17 protein-coding genes are annotated in these 20257 nt (G+C 68.6%); 10 read left to right on the top strand and 7 right to left on the bottom strand.

Annotated features, from left to right (window positions below; translation table 11 throughout):
- Positions 1–10: 10 nt before the first annotated feature.
- On the bottom strand, positions 11–253 hold the full coding sequence (locus GV161_RS11415) for a hypothetical protein (RefSeq protein WP_152016157.1): 243 nt from the start codon (positions 251–253) through the stop codon (positions 11–13).
- Between the two features lie 165 nt (positions 254–418).
- Between GV161_RS11415 and GV161_RS11420 the strand changes: the two genes are divergently transcribed.
- Together GV161_RS11420 and GV161_RS11425 are read left to right on the top strand one after the other, a co-directional pair.
- Positions 419–880, top strand: a complete 462-nt coding sequence (locus GV161_RS11420; RefSeq protein WP_152016156.1) for a DUF992 domain-containing protein — start codon at positions 419–421, stop codon at positions 878–880.
- Between the two features lie 177 nt (positions 881–1057).
- Positions 1058–1417 (top strand): response regulator, encoded by a 360-nt coding sequence (locus GV161_RS11425; RefSeq protein ID WP_152016155.1) that lies wholly within the window; start codon positions 1058–1060, stop codon positions 1415–1417.
- A gap of 8 nt (positions 1418–1425) precedes the next feature.
- On the opposite strand, the gene GV161_RS11430 is transcribed toward GV161_RS11425, so the two are convergent.
- From GV161_RS11430 to polA, 4 genes are all read right to left on the bottom strand, one after another.
- Positions 1426–2814 (bottom strand): CHASE3 domain-containing protein, encoded by a 1389-nt coding sequence (locus tag GV161_RS11430; protein ID WP_152016154.1) that lies wholly within the window; start codon positions 2812–2814, stop codon positions 1426–1428.
- Between the two features lie 101 nt (positions 2815–2915).
- On the bottom strand, positions 2916–3335 hold the full coding sequence (locus GV161_RS11435) for a hypothetical protein (RefSeq protein WP_152016153.1): 420 nt from the start codon (positions 3333–3335) through the stop codon (positions 2916–2918).
- A gap of 3 nt (positions 3336–3338) precedes the next feature.
- On the bottom strand, positions 3339–3701 hold the full coding sequence (locus GV161_RS11440; RefSeq protein ID WP_152016152.1) for a hypothetical protein: 363 nt from the start codon (positions 3699–3701) through the stop codon (positions 3339–3341).
- A 96-nt stretch (positions 3702–3797) separates the two neighbouring features.
- Positions 3798–6842: a DNA polymerase I gene (polA, locus tag GV161_RS11445; protein ID WP_152016151.1), complete on the bottom strand. Its 3045-nt coding sequence runs from the start codon at positions 6840–6842 to the stop codon at positions 3798–3800.
- A gap of 81 nt (positions 6843–6923) precedes the next feature.
- On the opposite strand from polA, the gene GV161_RS11450 reads away from it, so the two are divergent.
- From GV161_RS11450 to addA, 4 genes are all read left to right on the top strand, one after another.
- Positions 6924–7589, top strand: a complete 666-nt coding sequence (locus GV161_RS11450) for a nitroreductase family protein (protein ID WP_201303011.1) — start codon at positions 6924–6926, stop codon at positions 7587–7589.
- A gap of 78 nt (positions 7590–7667) precedes the next feature.
- Positions 7668–8402 (top strand): nucleotidyltransferase family protein, encoded by a 735-nt coding sequence (locus tag GV161_RS11455; RefSeq protein WP_152016150.1) that lies wholly within the window; start codon positions 7668–7670, stop codon positions 8400–8402.
- 7 nt (positions 8403–8409) lie between these two features.
- Positions 8410–11514 carry a double-strand break repair protein AddB gene (addB, locus tag GV161_RS11460; RefSeq protein ID WP_159650228.1) on the top strand — a complete coding sequence of 1035 codons (3105 nt, stop codon included), beginning with the start codon at positions 8410–8412 and terminating at the stop codon, positions 11512–11514.
- A complete protein-coding gene (gene addA, locus GV161_RS11465) occupies positions 11511–14987 on the top strand; it encodes a double-strand break repair helicase AddA (protein ID WP_159650229.1) in 3477 nt (1158 codons plus the stop codon). Before addB ends, addA begins: the two co-directional genes overlap by 4 nt.
- A 4-nt stretch (positions 14988–14991) precedes the next feature.
- Here addA and GV161_RS11470 read toward each other — a convergent pair whose 3' ends face one another.
- Positions 14992–15387, bottom strand: a complete 396-nt coding sequence (locus GV161_RS11470; RefSeq protein ID WP_152016147.1) for a RidA family protein — start codon at positions 15385–15387, stop codon at positions 14992–14994.
- A 32-nt stretch (positions 15388–15419) separates the two neighbouring features.
- Complete coding sequence (locus GV161_RS31330; RefSeq protein ID WP_152016146.1) at positions 15420–16064, bottom strand: TetR/AcrR family transcriptional regulator; 645 nt, start codon at positions 16062–16064, stop codon at positions 15420–15422.
- A 123-nt stretch (positions 16065–16187) separates the two neighbouring features.
- Here GV161_RS31330 and GV161_RS11480 point away from each other — a divergent pair, with 123 nt between their 5' ends.
- From GV161_RS11480 to GV161_RS11495, 4 genes are all read left to right on the top strand, one after another.
- Positions 16188–16964: a cyclase family protein gene (locus GV161_RS11480; RefSeq protein WP_152016267.1), complete on the top strand. Its 777-nt coding sequence runs from the start codon at positions 16188–16190 to the stop codon at positions 16962–16964.
- Between the two features lie 85 nt (positions 16965–17049).
- On the top strand, positions 17050–17976 hold the full coding sequence (locus GV161_RS11485) for a 3-keto-5-aminohexanoate cleavage protein (protein ID WP_152016145.1): 927 nt from the start codon (positions 17050–17052) through the stop codon (positions 17974–17976).
- 8 nt (positions 17977–17984) lie between these two features.
- Complete coding sequence (locus GV161_RS11490) at positions 17985–19013, top strand: SMP-30/gluconolactonase/LRE family protein (RefSeq protein WP_152016144.1); 1029 nt, start codon at positions 17985–17987, stop codon at positions 19011–19013.
- Positions 19014–19045: 32 nt separating this feature from the next.
- Positions 19046–20254, top strand: a complete 1209-nt coding sequence (locus tag GV161_RS11495) for an ABC transporter substrate-binding protein (protein WP_152016143.1) — start codon at positions 19046–19048, stop codon at positions 20252–20254.
- Positions 20255–20257 lie beyond the last annotated feature (3 nt).

Genomic DNA, 20257 nt, shown 5'->3' on the forward strand with positions numbered 1-20257 from the left:
CGGCGAAATCCTATGACGCGATCGTGAAGACGCCGTCGGGCGTGTCGGACTGCGCCGCGGCCGGCGGCGGACGCCTTCCGCTCGACCAGCTCTCGCGCCGACGAGCAAGCTCGGCCAGCGCCGAATCATGGTCAAAACCCTCGCGCAGAAGTTGTTCAAGGTCCCAGAATGGCGGAAGATCGCGCGCCAGTTTGGGAGTAGGGAACATCTGCACCGGGCTGGTCCGTCCTTGCTTTGGCATTTGCGCGTCCACTGGTCAGTTCCCGTCAACGCAAGCACCGGATTGAGGTTCCGGATTATTTGGGAACTATGGAGTGATTGCGGCGCTTTGGTGCGGTTTCGAGGCGCAGCGGACGATTCGGCGAAGCTGGCCTCGTGTCGGTGCGGTGCATTCGGAGTAGGGCGCAGGAGAAGGTGAATGAGACGTCTTATCGCAATGCTCGCTTTGGCGGCCGGTGCCAGCCTGTCCGCAGCTCCGGCCCTGGCGCAGAGCACCGCGCCAGCCGGGCGCCTGACCTGCACGATCGGTACCGGCCTCGCCCAGGCCGTCGCCACGCAGAAGCCGCTCGAATGCCGCTTCCGGCCGCGGCGCGGGCCGCTGCAAAATTACACCGGCGTGATCCGCGGCTTCGCGCTCGACGCCAAGACTGTAGGGCGCAGCCTGCTCGCCTGGCGGGTCTACGGCCCCTATGCGCGCGCGCCTCTCGGCGTCCTCTACGGACCCTATGCCCGCAAGCAGGGCGAGGTCGCGCTGACCGGCAGCCATGATGGCGATGTCCGGTTGGTGCCGCGGTCCCTGCCCATCCAGCGCGGTGCCAATGTCGCCATCGGCGTCACCGCCTTCGAGCTCAATCTCGTCCGCGCGCCGCGCCGGCGCTGAGCGTCGATACTTACGCTTTCCTAACCATATCCAACCAATTTGAGTTGAATTTGAAGGGTTCGAGGCGGACAATCCGGCTCAGAACGGAACAAGGCCGACCAAGCAGGCGTTCATGAAGCTCACAAGCAGGAAGCAGCTTGGGGTTTAGTCGTGAAGTTGGAAGGTGATCTGGGTCTCATGGCCGGTATTCGGGTCCTCATCGTCGAGGACGACCCCTTCATTGCGATGGATATCGAGAGCGCCGTGAGCGAGGAGCTCGGCGGCGACGCCGAGCTGATCGTGGTCGACTCGATATCGCAGGCGCGGCGGGTAGCCGATCAGCCGCTCGATTGCGCCTTGCTCGACATCGACGTCGTCGGCGGGAAGACCTTCGCCATCGCCGCCAGCCTGCGCGCCAGGGGCACCCCGCTGGTGTTCGTCTCCGGCTCCGCCCCGAGCGAGGTTCCGCCCGAATTGCGCGACGTGCGCTTCGTGCGCAAGCCCTTCTCGGCCGACGAGCTCGGCCGCTTCGTCTCCAAGGCCGTGAACAAGGGCTGAGGAACGGCCTATGCTGCCGCGTCCTCCTCGGCCGGCTGCTCCCGTTTCGGGAAAGTGACGGCGACACGGGTGCCGGGCCGCGCGGCGCCGGGCGAGAGCGGCGCAACTTCCATTTCCGCCCGCATGCTGCGCAGCAGGGCGTTGATCACCGACTTGCCGAGCCCGGCGGTCTGCTGGTCCTCCGGCATCCCGACGCCGTCATCTTCCACCGAGAGCACGAGGCTTTCCTCGGGCGTGCGCGCCAGCCGGATCGTGATCTTGCCGGCGGCGCCGTCGGTAAAGGCGTGCTTGATCGCGTTGGTCACAAGCTCGTTGATGACGACGACGAAGGAGACGGCGTCGCGGCCGGGCAGGCGGATCGCGTCCATCGCCAGCCCGATCTCGATCGGCTTGCCTTCCGCCGCCTTGCCGATCTCGGCCAGCAGGTCCTCCAGATAAGGCCGGGCCTCGATCTCGTCGGCCTCGATGTCGAGCCGCAGGCGGCGCTGGCCGGCGGCGATCGCCTGGATGCGCGATTGCGCCTGGGCCAGCGCCTGCTTGACTGCCGGCTCGCGCGTCTGCCGGCTCTGGACGTTGAGCAGCGCCGAGACCATCGCCAGATTGTTGCCGACGCGATGGTTGACGTCGCGCAGCAGCGCCTCGATGCGCAAACGCTCATTCTCGAGCTGGAGCGTGCGCTCGCCGACCTTCCGTTCGAGCTCGGCATTCGAGCTCGAGAGCGTGACGGCGCGTCGATGCCGCACCCGCAATTGCAGCCAGGCGGCGAGGCACAGGCCGGCGAGCGCGATCAGGATGCCGGCGCTGGCCAGAACGCGTCGACGCGCCTCGCGGCGGGTGCTGGCGGTGAGTCGAAGGTTTTCCTCCAGCTGGATCGCGCCGACGATGTCGCGCAGCTCCTGGGTGAGACGATTGCCGGTGCCACGGCCCACCAGGGCGGTAGCCTCGCTGCGCTTGCCGGCGCGCATCAGCGCGACGGTCTCGGCCATCTCGCTGAGCTTGCGGGTGGTGACGGCGCGGGCGCGCTCCACGCGCTCGATCTGGGTCGGGCTGTAGGCGACGAGGCGCTCGATCTGGCCCAGGCTCGGCAGCAGCTCGGCATGGCTGTCGTTGTAGGGCTCGAGATACTGCTCGTCGCCGGTGAGCAGGAAGCCGCGCTGCCCCGTCTCGGTATCGAGCACGTTGCTGAGGAAGCGTTCGCTGCGTTCGCGGATGTCGATCGAGCGCGAGACCAGCTTCGAGGCTTCGTCGGCCTGTATGTTGATCCAGCCGGCGATCAGCACGGCTGCCGCGACCACGACGATCGCGATCGCCGCCGAGGAGGCGGTGTAGCGGCGCGTACCGAGCAAGGGCAGTACCGGCGACAGCCAGCGTGGACGGAGCTTCAGCTGGGCATTCATCGCTGCCTTGAATAGACGCTGAAATCCGATCGCCCAAGGTAAAAAGACACATCACCGCAAGCCGGCTGCGGAAAAGGCAGTCGATTCAAGGTCGTTGCGTCTTATTTTTCAGCGTCGTCATCGCCTTGCGCGAACTGCCGCCCGAGGATGAGCCCGAGCAGCACGACGCCGCCGACCAGCCCGGTGCGCCAGCCGAGTTTGCGATTGCCGACCAGCGTGGCCGCGATCGGGGCGGCGGCGACCGCGGCGGCGAGGCGCCGGTCCGGCCGCGGCCGGCTTTTCACATAGAGCGCGATGCCGAGCATCAGCAGCGACGCAAACAGCAGTCCCCCCGCGATCGACAGGCTGGCGGTGATCGCTCCGTAATGCAGCGCCAGCACCGTATGCAGCGCATTGAGCGCGTAGCCCACCGCGCCGGCCGCCAGCACGCCGGCCAGCAGATAGAGCACGATGACCGTGACGTTGCGGCGCACGATGCCGCCGATCTCGCGCGTGACCAGGCCGGTCAGCCCCCCAAGCATGGCTCAGCGCGCCGAGAGGAAGCCGACGAACAGCCCGACCGCGGCCGCAAGGCCAAGCGCCCGCAGGGGCCGCTCGCGGATCTCGCGGATGATCAGCTCTTCCAGGTCGCCGGCCTGTTCGCGCGCGACCGCGGCCATACGGTCGGTATCGACGCCGACCGACCTCAGCTTCTCGCTGACGGTGGCGGCAAGATCCTCGGCGCCGCGCGCCAGGCTGGCCTCGATCTCGTCAGCCTCGTCCTTGACGCGGCGGCCGGTGCGGCGGGCGCGCTCGGCCGTGTCCGAGGCGGCATCGGCCACCTCGTCCTTGGCACGTTTGACCGAGGCCGCGGCCTGTCGCTTTGCGGTAGAGCTGGTTGCGGCCATCAAACGCCTCCTGGGTGCCGGCAATGAACGATGCCATGCGGAACGCATGGCGCAAAGCTCAACGCCTCAGCAATGGGACGGTTCCCGACCGTAAGGTTAGTGCGCCTCGTCCCAGTTGTCGGCGGCGCGCGCGTCGACAACGAGCGGTACCTTGAGCGCGACCGCTGGCTGCGGTGCCTCGACCATGACCTTGCGGATCACCGGCAACGCCGCCTCGACCTGACCCTCCGGCACTTCGAAGACGAGTTCGTCATGCACCTGCAGCAGCATGCGCGCATCGAGCTTGGCCGCGGCGAGCGCGTCCTCCATGCGGATCATGGCGCGGCGGATGATGTCGGAGGCCGAGCCTTGGATCGGCGCGTTGATCGCCTGGCGCTCGACGAAGGCCCGCTCGGACGGGTTCTTCGAGGCGACCGCCGGGAAATGGCAGACGCGGCCGAAGATCGTCTCGACCGCGCCCTTGGCGCGCACGGTGGTGCGGGCCTGGTCCATGTAGTCGCGGATGCCGGGGAAGCGCTCGAAGTATTTGCGGATATAGGCGCTGGCCTCCTCGCGGGAAATGCCGAGCTGGTTGGCGAGGCCGAAGGCCGAGATGCCGTAGATGATGCCGAAATTGATCGCCTTGGCGCGCCGGCGCACCTCGCTCGGCATGCCTTCGACCGGCACGCCGAACATCTCGGACGCCGTCATCGCATGGATGTCGACACCATCGGCGAAGGCCTGCCTGAGCTGCGGGATCTCGGCGATATGGGCGAGGATGCGCAGTTCGATCTGGCTGTAGTCGGCCGAGACCAGCTTGTGGCCCTTCTCGGCGACGAAGGCGGTCCTGATCTTGCGGCCGGCCTCGGTGCGGATCGGAATGTTCTGCAGGTTCGGCTCGGAGGAGGAGAGCCGGCCGGTGGTGGTCGCAGCCAAGGCGTAGGACGTATGGACCCGGTGCGTCTGCGGGTTCACATAGGTCGGCAGCGAGTCGGTATAGGTCGATTTCAGCTTGGCGAGCTGGCGCCAGTCGAGGATGCGCGCCGGCAGCTCATTGCCCTGCTCGGCGAGGTCCTCGAGCACGCCGGCGCCGGTCGCCCATTGCCCGGTCGCGGTCTTCTTGGCGCCGGGCAGGCCCATCTTGCCGAACAGGATGTCGCCGAGCTGCTTGGGGCTGCCGATCGTGAACTTCTCGCCGGCGAGCGTGTGGATCTCGTCCTCCAGCCGCGCCAGCGACTGGGCGAACTCGCCCGAGAGGCGTGACAGGATCTGCCGGTCGATCGAGATGCCGCGCCGCTCCATCCGCACCAGAACCGGCACGAGCGGGCGCTCCATCGTCTCGTAGACCGTGGTCTTGCGCTCCGGCACGAGCCGCGGCTTCAGCGCCAGCCAGAGCCGGAGCGTGACATCGGCGTCCTCGGCGGCATAGGCGGTCGCCTTGTCGAGCGGCACCTTGTCGAAGGTGACCTGGCTCTTGCCGGTGCCGGCGACCTCCGAATAGGGGATCGGCTTGTGGCCGAGATGGATTTCCGAGAGCCGGTCCATGCCCTGTCCGCCATTGCCGGCATCGAGGGCGTAGGAGATCAGCATGGTGTCGTCGATCGGGCCGACCTCGACGCCGTGCCGGTTGAATACGGCGATGTCGTATTTGAGGTTCTGGCCGATCTTCAGCACGCCGGGATCGGCGAGCAGCGGCTTCAGTTCGGCCAGCGCCTGGTCGAGCGGGATCTGGCCCTCGAGCAGGCCTGAATCGAACAGCCCGTCACCGGCGCGGTGCTGCAGCGGGATATAGCAGGCCTTGCCCGGCGCGACCGCGAGCGAGATGCCGATCAGGTCGGCCTGCATCACGTCGAGCGAGTTGGTCTCGGTGTCGAGCGCGATCTGGCCGGCCTCATAGGCCCAGCCGATCCAGCGCGAGAGATCGGCGATGGTGCGCACGCATTCGTAGGCTGCGTGGTCGATCTTGACCGCGATCGCCGCGTCCTTGCGCGCGGCGGCAAGATCGGCCGGCCGCAGCCAGCCATCGGCGGCAGGCGCAGCCTTGCCTTCCACCACCGCGGCGGCGACCACCGTCGTCTCGCCATCGCTCGCGACCGCGACGGCCGCTCCCACGGCCGGCAGGTCGGTCTCGGCATAGAGCGCCTTGAGCGCGGCGGCGCGGGCACCGCCCGGCGCGAGATCGGGATCCGCGTCGATCGCGCCGACATCGGCCTCATAGGCCTCGGCAGCGCGCTTGGTGATGGTGGTGAATTCCATCGCCTTGAGGAAGGCGATGAGTTTTGCCGGATCGGGCTGGTTCAAGGTGAGGTCGCCGAGCGGCGTCTCGACCTTCACGTCGTCGACCAGGGTGACGAGCTTGTGCGAGATTCGGACCTTCTCGATCACCTCGGGATTGGTCAGCGTCTCCCGGCGCTTGGGCTGCTTGATCTCGCCGGCGCGCTTCAAGAGCGTTTCCAGGTCGCCATACTCGCCGATCAACTGCGCGGCGGTCTTGATGCCGATGCCGGGCGCGCCCGGGACATTGTCGGTCGCGTCGCCGGCCAGCGCCTGGACGTCGGTGACCTTGTCGGGCGTGACGCCGAAATATTCGACCACCTCGGGCTCGCCGATACGCCGCTCCGGCCTGAACCCCGCGCCCTTCTTGGCGTCGCCGGAGGCAGGGTCGTACATGGCGACGCCCGGCCGCACCAGCTGCATCAGATCCTTGTCGGCCGAGACGATCAGCACGTCGGCGCCGGCCTCGCGCGCCTGCTTGGCGTAGGTCGCGATCAGGTCGTCGGCCTCGTAGACGTCCTGCTCAACCGGGATCAGGCCGAAGGCGCGCACGGCATCGCGCATCAGCGGGAATTGCGGGATCAGGTCCGGCGGCGGATCGGAGCGGTTGCCCTTGTAGGCCGGGTAGATCTCCTTGCGGAAGGAGTTCTCGCTCTTGTCGAAGACGATGGCGAGATGGGTCGGCTTAACCCCGAGCACGCCCTCGCGCACGAACTGGAACAGCTTTGTCGCGAACAAGCGAACCGCGCCGGAGGGCAGCCCGTCGGAGCGGGCATTGTATTTCCGGTCCTGGTTGATCGACTGGAAATAGGCGCGGAAGATGAAGTTCGAGCCATCGACCAGGAAGAGGTGGTCGCCGGGCTTGAGCTGGGAGCTGTCGTTCGTCATGGCCGGGACCATAGGGCTGCGCGCCGGGATGGTCTATTGTGCAAGCAGCAGTGCCCGCAAGAAGCTGTCAGGAGGAAATCGATGAACGCCTATGTCACCATGTCGCTCGCCTTCCAGGGGCTGCCCGAGGAGGAGATGAAGGCGCAGGCGCTCAAGTTCATGGAGACGATGCGCAGGCGCCGCACGGTGCGCGACTATTCCGACCGGCCGGTGCCGCGCGAGATCATCGAGGCGGCTGTCGCGACGGCCGGCACCGCTCCGTCCGGTGCCAACCAGCAGCCCTGGACCTTCGTCTGCATTTCCGATCCCGAGATCAAAATGAAAATCCGCGAGGGCGCCGAGGAAGAGGAGCGTGCCTTCTATGCCGGCCGCGCCGGCGAGGAATGGCTCGATGCGCTCGAGCATCTCGGCACCGACGAGCACAAGCCCTTCCTCGACACGGCGCCCTGGCTGATCGCCATCTTCGCCCAGCGCTGGGGTTATGATGCTGATGGCCGCAAGGTGAAGCACTATTACGTGCCGGAGTCGGTCGGCATTGCCGCCGGCTTCCTGATCGCCTCGCTGCATCAGGCGGGCCTCGCCACGCTGACGCATACGCCGGCGCCGATGAATTTCCTCAACGAGCTCTGCGGCCGGCCGGACAATGAGAAGGCGCTGATCCTGCTGGTGGTCGGCTATCCCGCCGAGGGTTGCGTCGTGCCGGCGATCGGCAAGAAGCCGCTGGAGGAGATCGCCAGCTTCCTCTGATCTGCCCGCCGCTCTTGAGCAATCGCGCCGGCCATGGCTGATGTAGCAGTCTTGGCCGGCAGGAGATTCGCTGAGATCATGCAGACCGGTTCGTCGCCGATCCGCCGGGCCATGGTGCTCGCCGCCGGGCTCGGCAAGCGCATGCGCCCGATCACCGACACCATGCCGAAGCCGCTGGTCGCGATCGCCGGCAAGACCATGCTCGATCATGCGCTCGATCGCCTCGCCGAGGCCGGCATCGCGGACGCGGTCGTGAATGTCCATTACCTCGCCGAGCAGATCGAGGCGCGCGTCGCCGGCCGCTCCAGCCCGAAAATCGCCATCTCCGACGAGCGCGACCTGCTGCTCGAAACCGGCGGTGGCGTGAAGAAGGCGCTGCCGCTGCTCGGCGGTGAGCCGTTCTTCCACATCAACTCCGATTCGCTCTGGAGCGAGCGCGGAGCATCGAACATTTCCGCCATGGCCGCCGCCTGGGATGCGGAGCGCATGGACATGCTGCTCCTGCTCGCCGAGCGGCAGAGCAGCGTCGGCTTCGACGGCGCCGGCGATTTCTTCCGGGACGAGGCCGGCCGACTGGCACGGCGCGGACAGGCCGCAAACGCCCCTTACGTCTATGCCGGCGTCGCGATCATCAAGCCGGAGCTCTTCGCCGATACGCCGGAGGGGCCGTTCTCGCTGAACCTGCTGTTCGACCGCTGCATCGCCGCAGGCACCCTTTTCGGCCATCTGCTCGACGGGCGCTGGCTGCATGTCGGCACGCCCGAGGCGATCCCGCTGGCGGAGCAGGCCTACGCCGCCCATCAGGCGAGTTGAGGCCGCGATGGCCGGGCTCAACCTGTTCAGCATCCCGGCCGGCGCGCCCTTCCTCTCCGTGTTGGCGCAGGCGCTGATCGCAGGCCGCTTCGGCCGGGCGTTCGACCCCGGCGATCCTGCCGCCCTCTCACGCACCACGCTCTATCTGCCGACGCAGCGCGCGGCGCGGGCCTTCGGCACGATCCTGTCGGAAAAACTCGGCGGCCGGCCATTGCTCCTGCCGCGCATCGTCCCGCTCGGTGATGTCGATGAAGCCGAGACGGCGCTGATCGCCGGCGCGGGCGATGCGCTGGCGCTTGGGCGGGTCGCGCCGATCGATCCGCTCCGCCGTCGCTTCATCCTGACGACGCTGATCTCGGCCTGGGGCCGCACCGCCAACCGGCAGCATCTCAAGCTCGATCCGGCCGAGCCCTCGCTGATGCCGGCAACATTGGCCGAGGCCTGGGGCCTCGCCGGCGACCTCGCCCATCTCCTCGACCAGCTGCAGACCGAAGGCGTCTCGCCGGCGCGGTTGAAGGGGCTCGACGCCGCCCGCTTCGACGAGATCTGGCAGTTCAACGCCCGCTTCCTCGACATCATCGCCGAAGCCTGGCCGGCGCTTCTTGAGCAGCGCGGCGAGTGCGATCCGGCCGAGTTCCGCAACCGCATGCTGGCGGCCGAGCGCGAGCGCCTGCTCGCCGGCGATTTCCACGGGCCGGTGATCGCGGCGGGCTCGACCGGCACGGTGCCGGCTACGGCGCGCTTGCTCGCCGCGCTCGCCCGCGCTCCGAACGGCGCCGTCGTGCTGCCCGATCTCGACGAGGCGCTGTCGGAGCAGGGCTGGCGCGCCATTGTCCAGGAACCGGCGCCCTCGCATCCGCAGGCGGCGCTGCATCGCCTGCTCGACGAGATCGGCGCGAGCCGGGACGAGGTCATCACGCTCGTCGAGCCGCTGTCGGGGCTGGAAGCGCGCCGCGACTTGCTGCGCCGCGCTTTGCTGCCGGCCTCGATCACCGATGACTGGGCCGGCGCTGCCCCCCTTGCACCCGGGGCGCTCGACGGCCTGCGCATTGTCGAAGCTGCCGATGAGCGCGAGGAGGCGCTGGTCGCAGCCTTGGCCTTGCGCGAAGCGTTGGAGCAGCCCGGAACCCGGGTCGCGCTTATCACGCCGGATCGTGGCCTCGCCGAGCGCGTCGCGGTCGAACTCAGGCGCTGGGGCGTCGAGGCCGATGATTCCGCCGGAATGCAGCTCGGGCGCTGGCCGGCTGGCGCTTTGCTCCGGCTGGCGCTCGATGCGGTCGAGGGCGAGCTTTCGCCGGCGAGCCTCGTGGCGCTGCTGGCGCATCCGCTTTGCCGACTCGGTTTGACGGAAGCCCGCCTGCGCCAGGGCGCGGCGGCGCTGGAGATCGGCTGCTGGCGCGGCGAAGCGATCGGCCCGGGTTTCCCGGGCCTGCGCCGCGCCTTCGAGGCGATGCCGGAGTTGCGCAAGGCGACCTATGCGCCACGCCCGCGCCGCAAACTCACCGACGACGATACCGGCGCGGCCGAAGAGGTACTGACGGCGCTGGAAGATGCGCTCGTCCCGCTCGTCGCCGCCTTGGCCGGCCCCGCACCCGAACTGCGCGAGATCGCGGCGCAGGCCCGCCGCGCCGTCGAAAAGCTGAGCGGCGACGAGGCCGGCGCGGTCCTCGCATGGCGCGGCCCGGATGGCGAGGCGCTCGCCGCGCTCTTCGACGATCTCGACGCCGCCTTGGAAGAGGCGCCCGGCGAAGGCCGCGCCCGCGATTGGATCGCCATTCTCGACGGCCTGATTGGCGAGCGCGTCGTGCAGCGCCGCGACCCCGGCCATCCCCGCGTCAAGATCTGGGGCTTGCTCGAAGCCCGACTGCTCGAAGCGGAGCACATCGTGCTGGGCGGCTTGATCGAGAGCGTCTGGCCGCCGGCGACCGAGACCGATTCCTTCATCAACCGGCCGATGCGGGCCGAGCTCGGACTCTCGCCACCGGAGCGCCGCATCGGCCAGACCGCGCATGACTTCGTCGCGGCCGCGCTCGCCGGCAAGGTGACGCTGACCCGCGCCCGCAAGGCCGGCGAGGCCGAGACCATTCCCTCGCGCTTCTGGCAGCGGCTCAAGGCGGTGGCGCCGGCTGAAGCCTGGGCAGCGGCCGAAGCACACGGACGCGAGCTGGTGGCCTGGGCCGGGTTGCTCGGCAAGCCCGCCGATCTCCTGCCGGTGCCGCGGCCAAAACCCTATCCCGCGCCGCATCTGCAGCCGAAGCGGTTCAGCGTCACCGAGGTCGAGACGCTCTATCGCGATCCCTATGCGGTCTATGCCCGCAAGATCCTCAGGCTCGACGCACTTCCTGAGCTGGTCGAGGATCCCGGCGCGACCGATCGCGGCTCGCTGCTGCACGACATCGTCGGCAGCTTCGCCGAAACCTATCCGGAGCACATTCCTGCCGGCGCGCTTGGCAGCCTGATCGAGATCGGCGAGCGCTTCTTCCGCGCTTATGAGGAGACGCCCGAGGTGCGCGCCTTCTGGTGGCCGCGCTTCCTGCTGATAGCGCAGAACTTCCTCGGCTGGGAGGAACGGCGCCGGCCTGGCCTCGCCCGCATCGCGGTCGAGCGCGATACGCAAGGCGAATTTCCGCTGGCGGATGGCTCCTCGATCCTGCTGACCGGCCGGGCCGACCGCGTCGAGATCACGCGCGAGGGCACCCTGCGCATCATCGACTTCAAGACCGGAGCGCCGCCGAGCGACGAGCAGGTCCGCCTCGGCTTCGCCCCGCAATTGACGCTGGAGGCCGAGCTCGCTTTGCGCCACGGTTTTTCGCCCGACATCCTGCCCGGGCCGGTCGAGGCGCTGCTCTATCTCCGCCTCAACCACGATCCCAAGAGCTGGGAGAAGGACAAGAAGCTATCGTTCAAGGACGAGGCGCAGGCCGACGTCACCGCCCGCCATCTCATCCAATTGCTTGACCATCTTGCGTCGCTGCGTGCCGGCCGCGAGCCCTGGCTCTCCCGCCGTGCGCCGGCCTACATCAAATATGCCAGCCCCTATGACCAGCTCGCCCGGGTCAAGGAATGGTCGGCGGCGCCCGATCTCGGCGGCGATGCCGGAGACGAGGCATGACCCCCGCCGGCTGGACCATTCCCGAGCAGACGCGCCGCAATCAGGCGTTGGCGGCCGAGCCCGATCTCAGCGCCTGGGTTTCGGCCAATGCCGGCTCGGGCAAGACGCATGTGCTGGTCAACCGCGTGCTCAGGCTGCTGCTCGACGGCGTCGCGCCCGGCCGGATGCTCTGCATCACCTATACCAAGGCCGCTGCTGCCAACATGTCGAACCGGGTGTTCCGGGCGCTCTCGGTCTGGGCGGTGGCGTCCGACTCGGTGCTTTGGGCGGCCTTGTCGGCGCTGACCGGCCGGCTGCCGGCGGCGAGCGACATCAGCCGGGCGCGGCGCCTGTTCGCGCAGGCGCTGGAGACGCCGGGCGGGCTCAAGATCGAGACGATCCACGCCTTCTGCACCCGCGTGCTGCAGAGCGCGCCCTTCGAGGCCAATGTCCCGCCGCGCTTCGAGGTCGCCGACGACCTCGCCCAGGACGAATTGATGCGCGACGCGCGGCGCGATCTGCTCGCGGCCGCCCAAGCCGATCCTGAGGGGCCACAGGCCAGGGCGCTGCGCTTCATGGCCGAGCATGCGGCGCAGGACACCTTCGACCAGATCATGCGCGAGGCGTTGCACCAGCGCGCCGTGTTCAGCGATGTGGAAGGGCGGGCGCGCAAGCCGGAGGAGATCGTCACAGGACTCAGCGCCTTCCTCGGCATCGCGCCGGAGCTGACGGCGGAGACCGTACGCGAGCGCTTCCAGCGCGAATTGACCGCCGTGCCCGATCTCGAGCGGCTCGTCGCCGCCTTCGAGGCCGGCAGCGCGACGCGCGCCAAGGCGGCGGCTGCGATTCGGCTTGCCCTCTCGGACACGCCCGGCACCGATCCGGTCGCCGCCTGCCGAGCCGGGCTGCTGACCGCCGAAGGCAATGTCGCCCAGCATGTCCGCGGCAAGGGCAACAGCGCCCTGCCGGCTGATCTCGACACGGCGCTCGATGCGCTCGCCGCCTGCCTGACCGGAGCGATCGAGCAGCTTAACGCCATCGCCGTGCGCGGGCGCAGCGCGGCGCTCGCCGTGCTGGTGACGTATATCCTCGCCGCCTATCGCCGCTTGAAGGCGCAGCGCTCCCTGCTCGACTATGACGACCTGATCGCCAAGGCGCGCTCGCTGCTCGACCGGGTCGATCCGGCCTGGGCGCTCTACAAGCTCGACGCCGGCATCGACCACATCCTGCTCGACGAAGCCCAGGACACCAGCGAGGCGCAATGGGCGATCCTGCGCCGCCTCGCCGAGGAGTTCTCGGCCGGCGAAGGCGCGCGCGAACTGGTCCGGCCGCGCACCGTCTTCGTGGTTGGCGACGAGAAGCAGTCGATCTACGGCTTTCAGGGCGCGGCGCCCGCCCATTTCAGCGAGGAGCGGCGTTTGCTCGGCCGGCGCCTCGAGGAGGCCGGCCAGCGCTTCGAGCCGATCAGCCTCACCACCTCGTTCCGCTCGGCCCCCGACATCATGCGCGCCGTCGATGCGGTGTTCGCGCCGAAGGAGCATTGGCGCGGCCTCGTCTTCGACGGCGGCGCCGGGCCCGAGCGTCACGATACGGTCAGGCGCGCTTCGGTCGGCGCGGTCGATCTCTGGCCGGTCTCGGCCGATGATGCCGGCGACAAGCCCGATGCCTGGACCACACCGGTCGATGCGCCCGAGCGGCGCTCTGGCCTGGTCAAGCTCGCGGCCCGCATCGCCGATGTGCTGAAGCGCTGGAGCGAGGCCGGCCGCGACGATATCGGCCGGCCGTTCAAGCCGGGCGACGTGATGATCCTGTTGCGCCAGCGCGGTGCGCTGTTCGAGGCGATCGTCAAGGCGCTGAAGGATCGCGGCGTCCCCGTCGCCGGTCGCGATCGCCTGACGCTCGCCGATCATCCGGCGGTCGAGGATCTCGTCGCGCTCGGGCGCGCGATCCTGTTGCCGCAGGACGACCTCTCGCTGGCGATCACGCTGAAGACGCCGCTCTTCGGCCTCGACGACGACGACCTGATGCGCCTGGCGCCGGAGCGGAAGGGCTCGCTGCGCGAAGCTTTCCGCGCGGCGGCGCAGACCGAACCGCGCTACGCTGCGATCGAGGCGCGATTAGTCGATCTCGCCGAGGAGGCTGCGCGTCATGGCCCGTTCCGCTTCTTCGCCGGCCTGCTCGGTCCCGGCGGTGGCCGCAATCTTGCCCTCGCCCGGCTCGGCCCCGAAGCGGGCGATGCACTCGACGCCTTCCTCAGCGCCGCGCTTGATCACGAGCGGCGCTACGGCCCCTCACTCGCCGGCTTCCTGCACCATATCGGCGCGGTGGCGACGCAGGTGAAGCGCGATCTCTCGGCCAGCGCCGGCGAGGTCCGGGTCATGACTGTGCACGGCTCGAAGGGGCTGGAGGCGCCGGTCGTCATCCTCGCCGATCTCGGCATCGCGCCGGGCGAACGGCGCCTGCCGAAGCTGATGGCGGTCGAGCCGCCGCGCGGCGCGCAGGTGCCGGTCTGGCCGAGCAGGCGCGCCGACGATCCAGCCGCGATGCGGCGCGCCAAGGATGCCATCGTCGCGCAGATGGTCGAGGAGCATCACCGCCTGCTCTATGTCGCGCTGACGCGGGCCGAGGAGCGCTTGATCCTCTGCGGCGTGCAGGCCAAAGGCGAGGCGCCGGAAGGTTCCTGGTACGCCATGGCCGCGCTCGGTCTCGCCGGCTCCGAGCCCTGGCTGCGCGATGTGTCGGCGCCCGATGGCGACGGCGAGGTCCGCCGCTTCATGGTCTCGCAGCCGGGAGAGGGGGCAGTCGAAGAAGGCGTTGCAGCACGGGTTGCGGCGCCGCCGCCGGATTGGCTGACGCGCGCAGCCCCTGCCGAGGCCGAGCCGGCGCCGCCCTTGCGGCCGTCGAGTGCGCTGTCTGCCGCCGATGCGCAGGAGCGCCCGCATGACGGGCCCTTCCTCGCCAATGCCGCCGCGGCCGGCCGGCTGGCGCATCTCTTGTTGCAGGTCCTTCCTGAAGTACCGCCGGAGCGCCGCGCCAGCACGGCTCGCGCACTGGCGGAGGCACGTGGCGGTTCGCTCGCCGAGGAACGTCGCAGCAAGATCGTCGAGGATACGCTCGCGCTGATCGCTGCGCCGGAATTCGGTGGGCTGTTCGGCTCGGGCAGCCTCGCCGAGGTGCCGCTCGCCGGGGAGATCATCCTGTCCGACGGCGACAAAAGGCCGGTACAGGGCCGGATCGACCGGCTCGCGGTCGGCGACGACGAGGTGCTGATCGCGGATTTCAAGACGGCTGCTCGGGCGCCGCAGGATGCCGCCGCTCTGCCGGTCTCGACGCTGGCGCAGCTCGCGGTCTATCGCCGGCTGGTCGGCGAGATCTATCCGGGCCGGCGCGTCCGGGCGGTCGCGATCTACACGGCGAGCCTGAAGCCGCTGGAGCCATCAGCCGAGCTGCTCGATGCGGCCCTGGCGAAGATGACGTCTCCCTCCCCGCACTGACGGATCAGCCGATCGCGGCGACGCATTCGATCTCGATGTCGAAGGGCAGGGGCCAGGGCCGGATCGCCGCACTGGTCCGGGCCGGGAAGCCGTCAGTGAAATAGGTCCGGTAGACCGCATTGACCCCGGCCATCAGCGCGGGATCGGTGACGAAGATCGTTGCCTTGATGACCGCGTCGAGCGAGGCGCCGCCATGGCGGAGGGTCATGGCCAGCGCTTCCATCGCGGCACGGGTCTGCGTCTCGATATCGCCGCTGACGATCTCGCCGGTGGTGACGTCGATTGGCGGCATGCCGCAGGTGAAGAGCAGGTCGCCGGCGCGCGCCAGCGCCGAGGTCGGCGCGCCGAGCCGGCGGATCGCCTCGGAGATGACGGGGACTTCGATGATCTCGCGGCGCATGATGTGATCCACTTTTCCTTGGATAAGCCGGCTCAGCGGCCCCGCAGCAGGCCGTCGATGCCGGCGGCGCAGAAGTCGGTCAGGCGCTGCAGCAATTGCTCGGCATTCTCCACGACCGGGACAGCCTCGCGCGGCTGGTCGAGCCGCGCCGCGCGGTCGCCCGCGGCCATGGTCATGACGAGCGCGCCGACCATGAAGAGGTAGGCGTCGACCAGGGCGCCCTCCGGTGCCTGCGGATAGGCCTTGCCCAGCGCCGCGACGAACTGCCGTGCGGTTGGATCGAAATGCTCGGCGACGACGCCGCGCGCCGCCTCGCGCGGGTCGACCGCTTCGCGGGCGGTCATCACGGCGAAGGCCGCGCCCTGCACGCCTTCGCTGAAGCGCTGGCGCACCGAGGGGCCGATCAAGGCGGCGACGACCTCGCCGACATCGAGCGCCGGCCGGGCCATGGCCTCGCCCAGCGCCTGCGCGCGCGCCAGCGCCAGAGCGTGGGCCCGGCGGGCGAAGACGGCGCGATAGAGCGCCTCCTTCGAGCCGAAATGATAGCTGAGCTGCGAGAGCCGCACGCCGGCCGCGGCTGCAAGGTCGCGCATCGAGGCGCCGTCGGCGCCGCCGCGCTCGGCAAAGAGCCGCTCGGCAGCGTCGAGAATGCGGTCGCGCGTCGGCATCGCGGACATCGGGCCCCTCCAGAATCCAGCGATTCCCCTCTTACCAGAAACGTGACGTCCTGCTATAGGTCGGACGTTCGTCCAAATTCGAACCACAGAGAACACAGCCTCCAGGGAGGACATACCGGCATGCTGCCAGGCCGCCTCGTCGATCTGTCGATTCCGCTCGAGAACGACGTTCCTGCCGATCCGCCCTTCCAGAAGGTCAGAATCGACTACCGCACGCATGCGGCGACGGCGAACGACATCGCCGCGGCCTTTCCGGGTCTCAGGCCCGAGCAGCTTCCGGACGGCATGGGCTGGGCGGTCGAGCTCGCGACGATCTCGACCCATAACGGCACCCATGTCGACGCGCCCTGGCATTACCACCCGACGCAGGATGGCGGCGCGCCGGCGCTCCGGATCGACGAATGTCCGCTCGACTGGTTCCTGCAACCCGGCGTGAAGCTCGACTTCCGCCATCTGCCGGATGGGCATGTCGTCACCCCCGACGAGATCGACGCCGAACTGGCGCGGATCGACCATAAGCTCAGCCCGCTGGAGATCGTCATCGCCAATACGCGGGCTGGCGCCCGCTATGGCCAGGCCGATTATGTCGATTCCGGCTGCGGTTTCGGCCGCGAGGCGACGCTGCATCTGGTCCGGCAGGGCATCAAGGTGGTCGGCACCGATGGCTGGAGCTGGGATGCGCCGTTCAGCCACACTGCCCGCCGTTTCGCCGAGACCGGCGACGCCTCGCTGATCTGGGAGGGCCATAAGGCCGGGCGCGAGGCGGGCTACTGCCAGATCGAGAAGCTGCACAATCTCGAAGCGCTGCCGGCGACCGGCTTCACGATCAGCTGCCTGCCAGTGAAGGTCCGCAACGGCTCGGCCGGCTGGACCCGCGCCGTGGCGATCCTGCCGGACTAGAGCATTTTCAAGCGAAGTGGACACCGGTTCGCGTGAAGAAAATGCGGCAAATCAAAAAGTTGCCGGAACGACGAAGGAGAATGCGATGAGCAAGGTCATCATCACCTGCGCCGTCACCGGCGGCATCCATACCCCGACCATGTCGGACCATCTGCCGATCACGCCGGACGAGATCGCCAGCCAGGCGATCGCGGCGGCAGAAGCCGGCGCGGCGATCCTGCATCTGCATGCCCGCGATCCCCGGGACGGCCGCCCGACGCCGGACCCGGCCGTGTTTATGGAGTTCCTGCCGCGGATCAAGCAGGCGACCGATGCCGTCGTGAACATCACCACCGGCGGTGGCCTGACCATGACGGTCGAGGAGCGCCTCGCCGCGCCGCTCAAGGCCGCGCCGGAGATGTGCTCGCTCAATATGGGCTCGATGAATTTCGCGCTGCACCCGCTGGCGGAGAAGTACAGCGACTGGAAGCATCCCTGGGAGCAGCCTTACCTCGCCAACACCAAGGACTTCATTTTCCGCAACACCTTCGGCGACATCGAGCGCATCTACAAGCTGCTCGGCGAAGGCCACGGCACCAAGTTCGAGCACGAATGCTACGATGTCGGCCACCTCTACAATCTCGCCCATTGCCTCGATCGCGGCTGGTTCCGGCCGCCGGTCTTCCTGCAATTGATCTTCGGCATCCTGGGCGGCATCGGCGCCGATCTCGACAACCTGATGTTCATGAAGCGCACCGCCGACAAGCTCTTCGGCAAGGACTACCACTGGTCCGTGCTCGCCGCCGGGCGCCATCAGATGGCTTTCTGCACGCAGGCCGCGATGCTGGGCGGCAATGTCCGTGTCGGGCTGGAGGACAGCCTGTTCATCGGCAGGGGCAAGCTCGCCACCTCCAATGCCGAGCAGGTCGCCAAAATCCGCCGCATCGTCGAGGAACTCGGCTACGAGGTCGCGACGCCCGAGGAGGCCCGCGCCACGCTCGGCCTCAAGGGCGGCGACCGCGTGAACTTCTAGGGGCCGCCATGTCGCCCCGCCCCAACCCACTCGACGGCTTCGTCATCGATCCCGCGGCGATCACCTATGTCGGCGAGGGCCTGCAGCGGCCGGAATGCATCCTCGCCGAGCGCGACGGCTCGCTCTGGAGCGCCGATGCGCGCGGCGGCGTCGTCCATATCCGGCCGGACGGCTCGCAAGCGCTGATCACGCAGACCGCGAGCCGCGGCTTCGCCGAGGCGGCCGACGAGGAGGCGCGCTTCGTCTCCGGCACCTTGCCGAACGGCCTCGCCTTCGCCCGCAACGGCGACGTGCTGATCTCGAATTTCGGCACCGACCGGCTGGAGGTGATGACGCGCTCGGGCGAGACGCGCGTGCTGGTCGACAGCATCGACGGGCAGGCGATCGGCAAGGTCAATTTCGTGCTGCGCGACAGCAAGGACCGGATCTGGCTGACGATCTCGACGCGGACGACAAACTGGATGCGGGCGATGAGCCCCAATGTTCGCGACGGCTATGTCGCGCTGTATGATGGCGGGCGCCTGCGCATCGTCGCCGACGGCTTCGCCTTCACCAACGAGATCCGGCTCGATGCCAATGAGGAATGGCTCTACGTCGCCGAGACCTGCGCTTGCCGGGTGACGCGTTTACGGGTTGGGGCCGATGGCAGCCTGACCGATCGCGAGATTTTCGGCCCGAGCGACCACGGCGCTTTCATCGACGGCATCGCCTTCGACGCCCATGGCAATCTCTGGGGCACGCATGTGATGCTCGACCGGATCTTCGCGATCACGCCGGAAGGCGAGTTGCGCATCCTGCTCGACGACGACCACGGGAGCGCGGCGGGCAAGGCGCTGATGGCCGCTTTCGCCCGCGACGAGGCGACGCCCGAGCTGATGCTCGCTTGCGGCGGCACGATCGCCCCCTGGTTCGCCAGCATCACCTTCGGCGGGCCTGACCTTCGTACCGCCTATATCGGCAGCCTGCGCGGCAGCCGCATCCCCTCATTCAGATCACCGGTCGCCGGCCTGCCGATGGCGCACTGGCACGACCGCTAGCAACGATGAAAAACACCATGGGAGGAATTAACATGAAGGGTCTGGCCTCGGCGCTCGCTCTTACCACCGCATTGCTCGGCGCCCTGCCCGCCGCAGCCGAGATCTCGGACGGCGCCGTCAAGATCGGCGTGCTGACCGACATGTCCGGCGTCTATTCCGACATCACCGGTAAGGGCTCGATCACCGCTGCCCGCATGGCGGTCGAGGACTGCCTGAAGGCCGAATGCCAGGGCATGAAGATCGAGGTCGTTTCGGCCGACCACCAGAACAAGGCCGATGTCGGCTCGGCGATCACCCGCGAATGGATCGACCGGCAGGGCGTCGACGTCCTCGCCGACATGTCGAACGCCTCGCTGCAGCTCGCCATCCCGCCGCTGCTGAAGGACAAGAACCGGGTCGGCCTGTTCCCCGGTGGCACCGCGCGCCTGACCGGCGACGCCTGCCAGCCCGACCATGTCGTCCAGTGGATGTGGGACACCTATGTCCAGGTCGCAGGGATCGCCAACCACCTGACCAAGCCTGGCACCAAATGGTACCTGGTCACCGCCGACTACGCGCTCGGCCACCAGCTCGAAGCCGACGCCAAGACCCTCGTCACCGCCAAGGGCGGCACCTATGTCGGCTCGGTCCGGCACGCCTTCCCGGCGGTCGATCTCTCCTCGCAGCTTTTGACGGCGCAGGGCTCGGGCGCCGACCTGATCGCGCTCGCCAATGCCGGCGGCGACACCGTCGCCGGGATCAAGACGGCGCGCGATTTCGGCATCGGCCAGGACAAGCAGAAGCTGGTCGCCTTCTTCCTGACTGCGATGGACGTCAAGAGCGTGGGCCTCGCCTCGGCGCAGGGCACGATCCTGACCGAGGGCTTCTACTGGGATATCGACGAGCGCACCCGCGCCTTCTCCGAACGCTTCAAGGCGGCGCATGGCGCGGTGCCCTCGGCGATCCAGGCCGGCGTCTATTCCTCGGTCCGGCACTATCTCAAGGCGGTCGTCGCGGCGAAGTCGGACGAGGCCAAGACGGTGATCGCCAAGATGCGCGAGCTGCCGATCGAGGACGAGGTCGTGCGCAACGCCAAACTGCGTGAGGACGGGCGCATGGTCCACGACTTCTACGTCTTCCAGGTCAAGAAGCCGGCGGAGTCGAAGGGCGAATGGGACCTCTACGACCTCGTCGCCACCATCCCCGGCGATCAGGCCTTCCGCCCGCTCGCCCAGAGCGCCTGCCCGGCGATCAAGAAGTAGCCG

The organism is Bosea sp. 29B (assembly GCF_902506165.1).
In the GTDB taxonomy this organism is placed as follows: Bacteria; Pseudomonadota; Alphaproteobacteria; order Rhizobiales; family Beijerinckiaceae; genus Allobosea.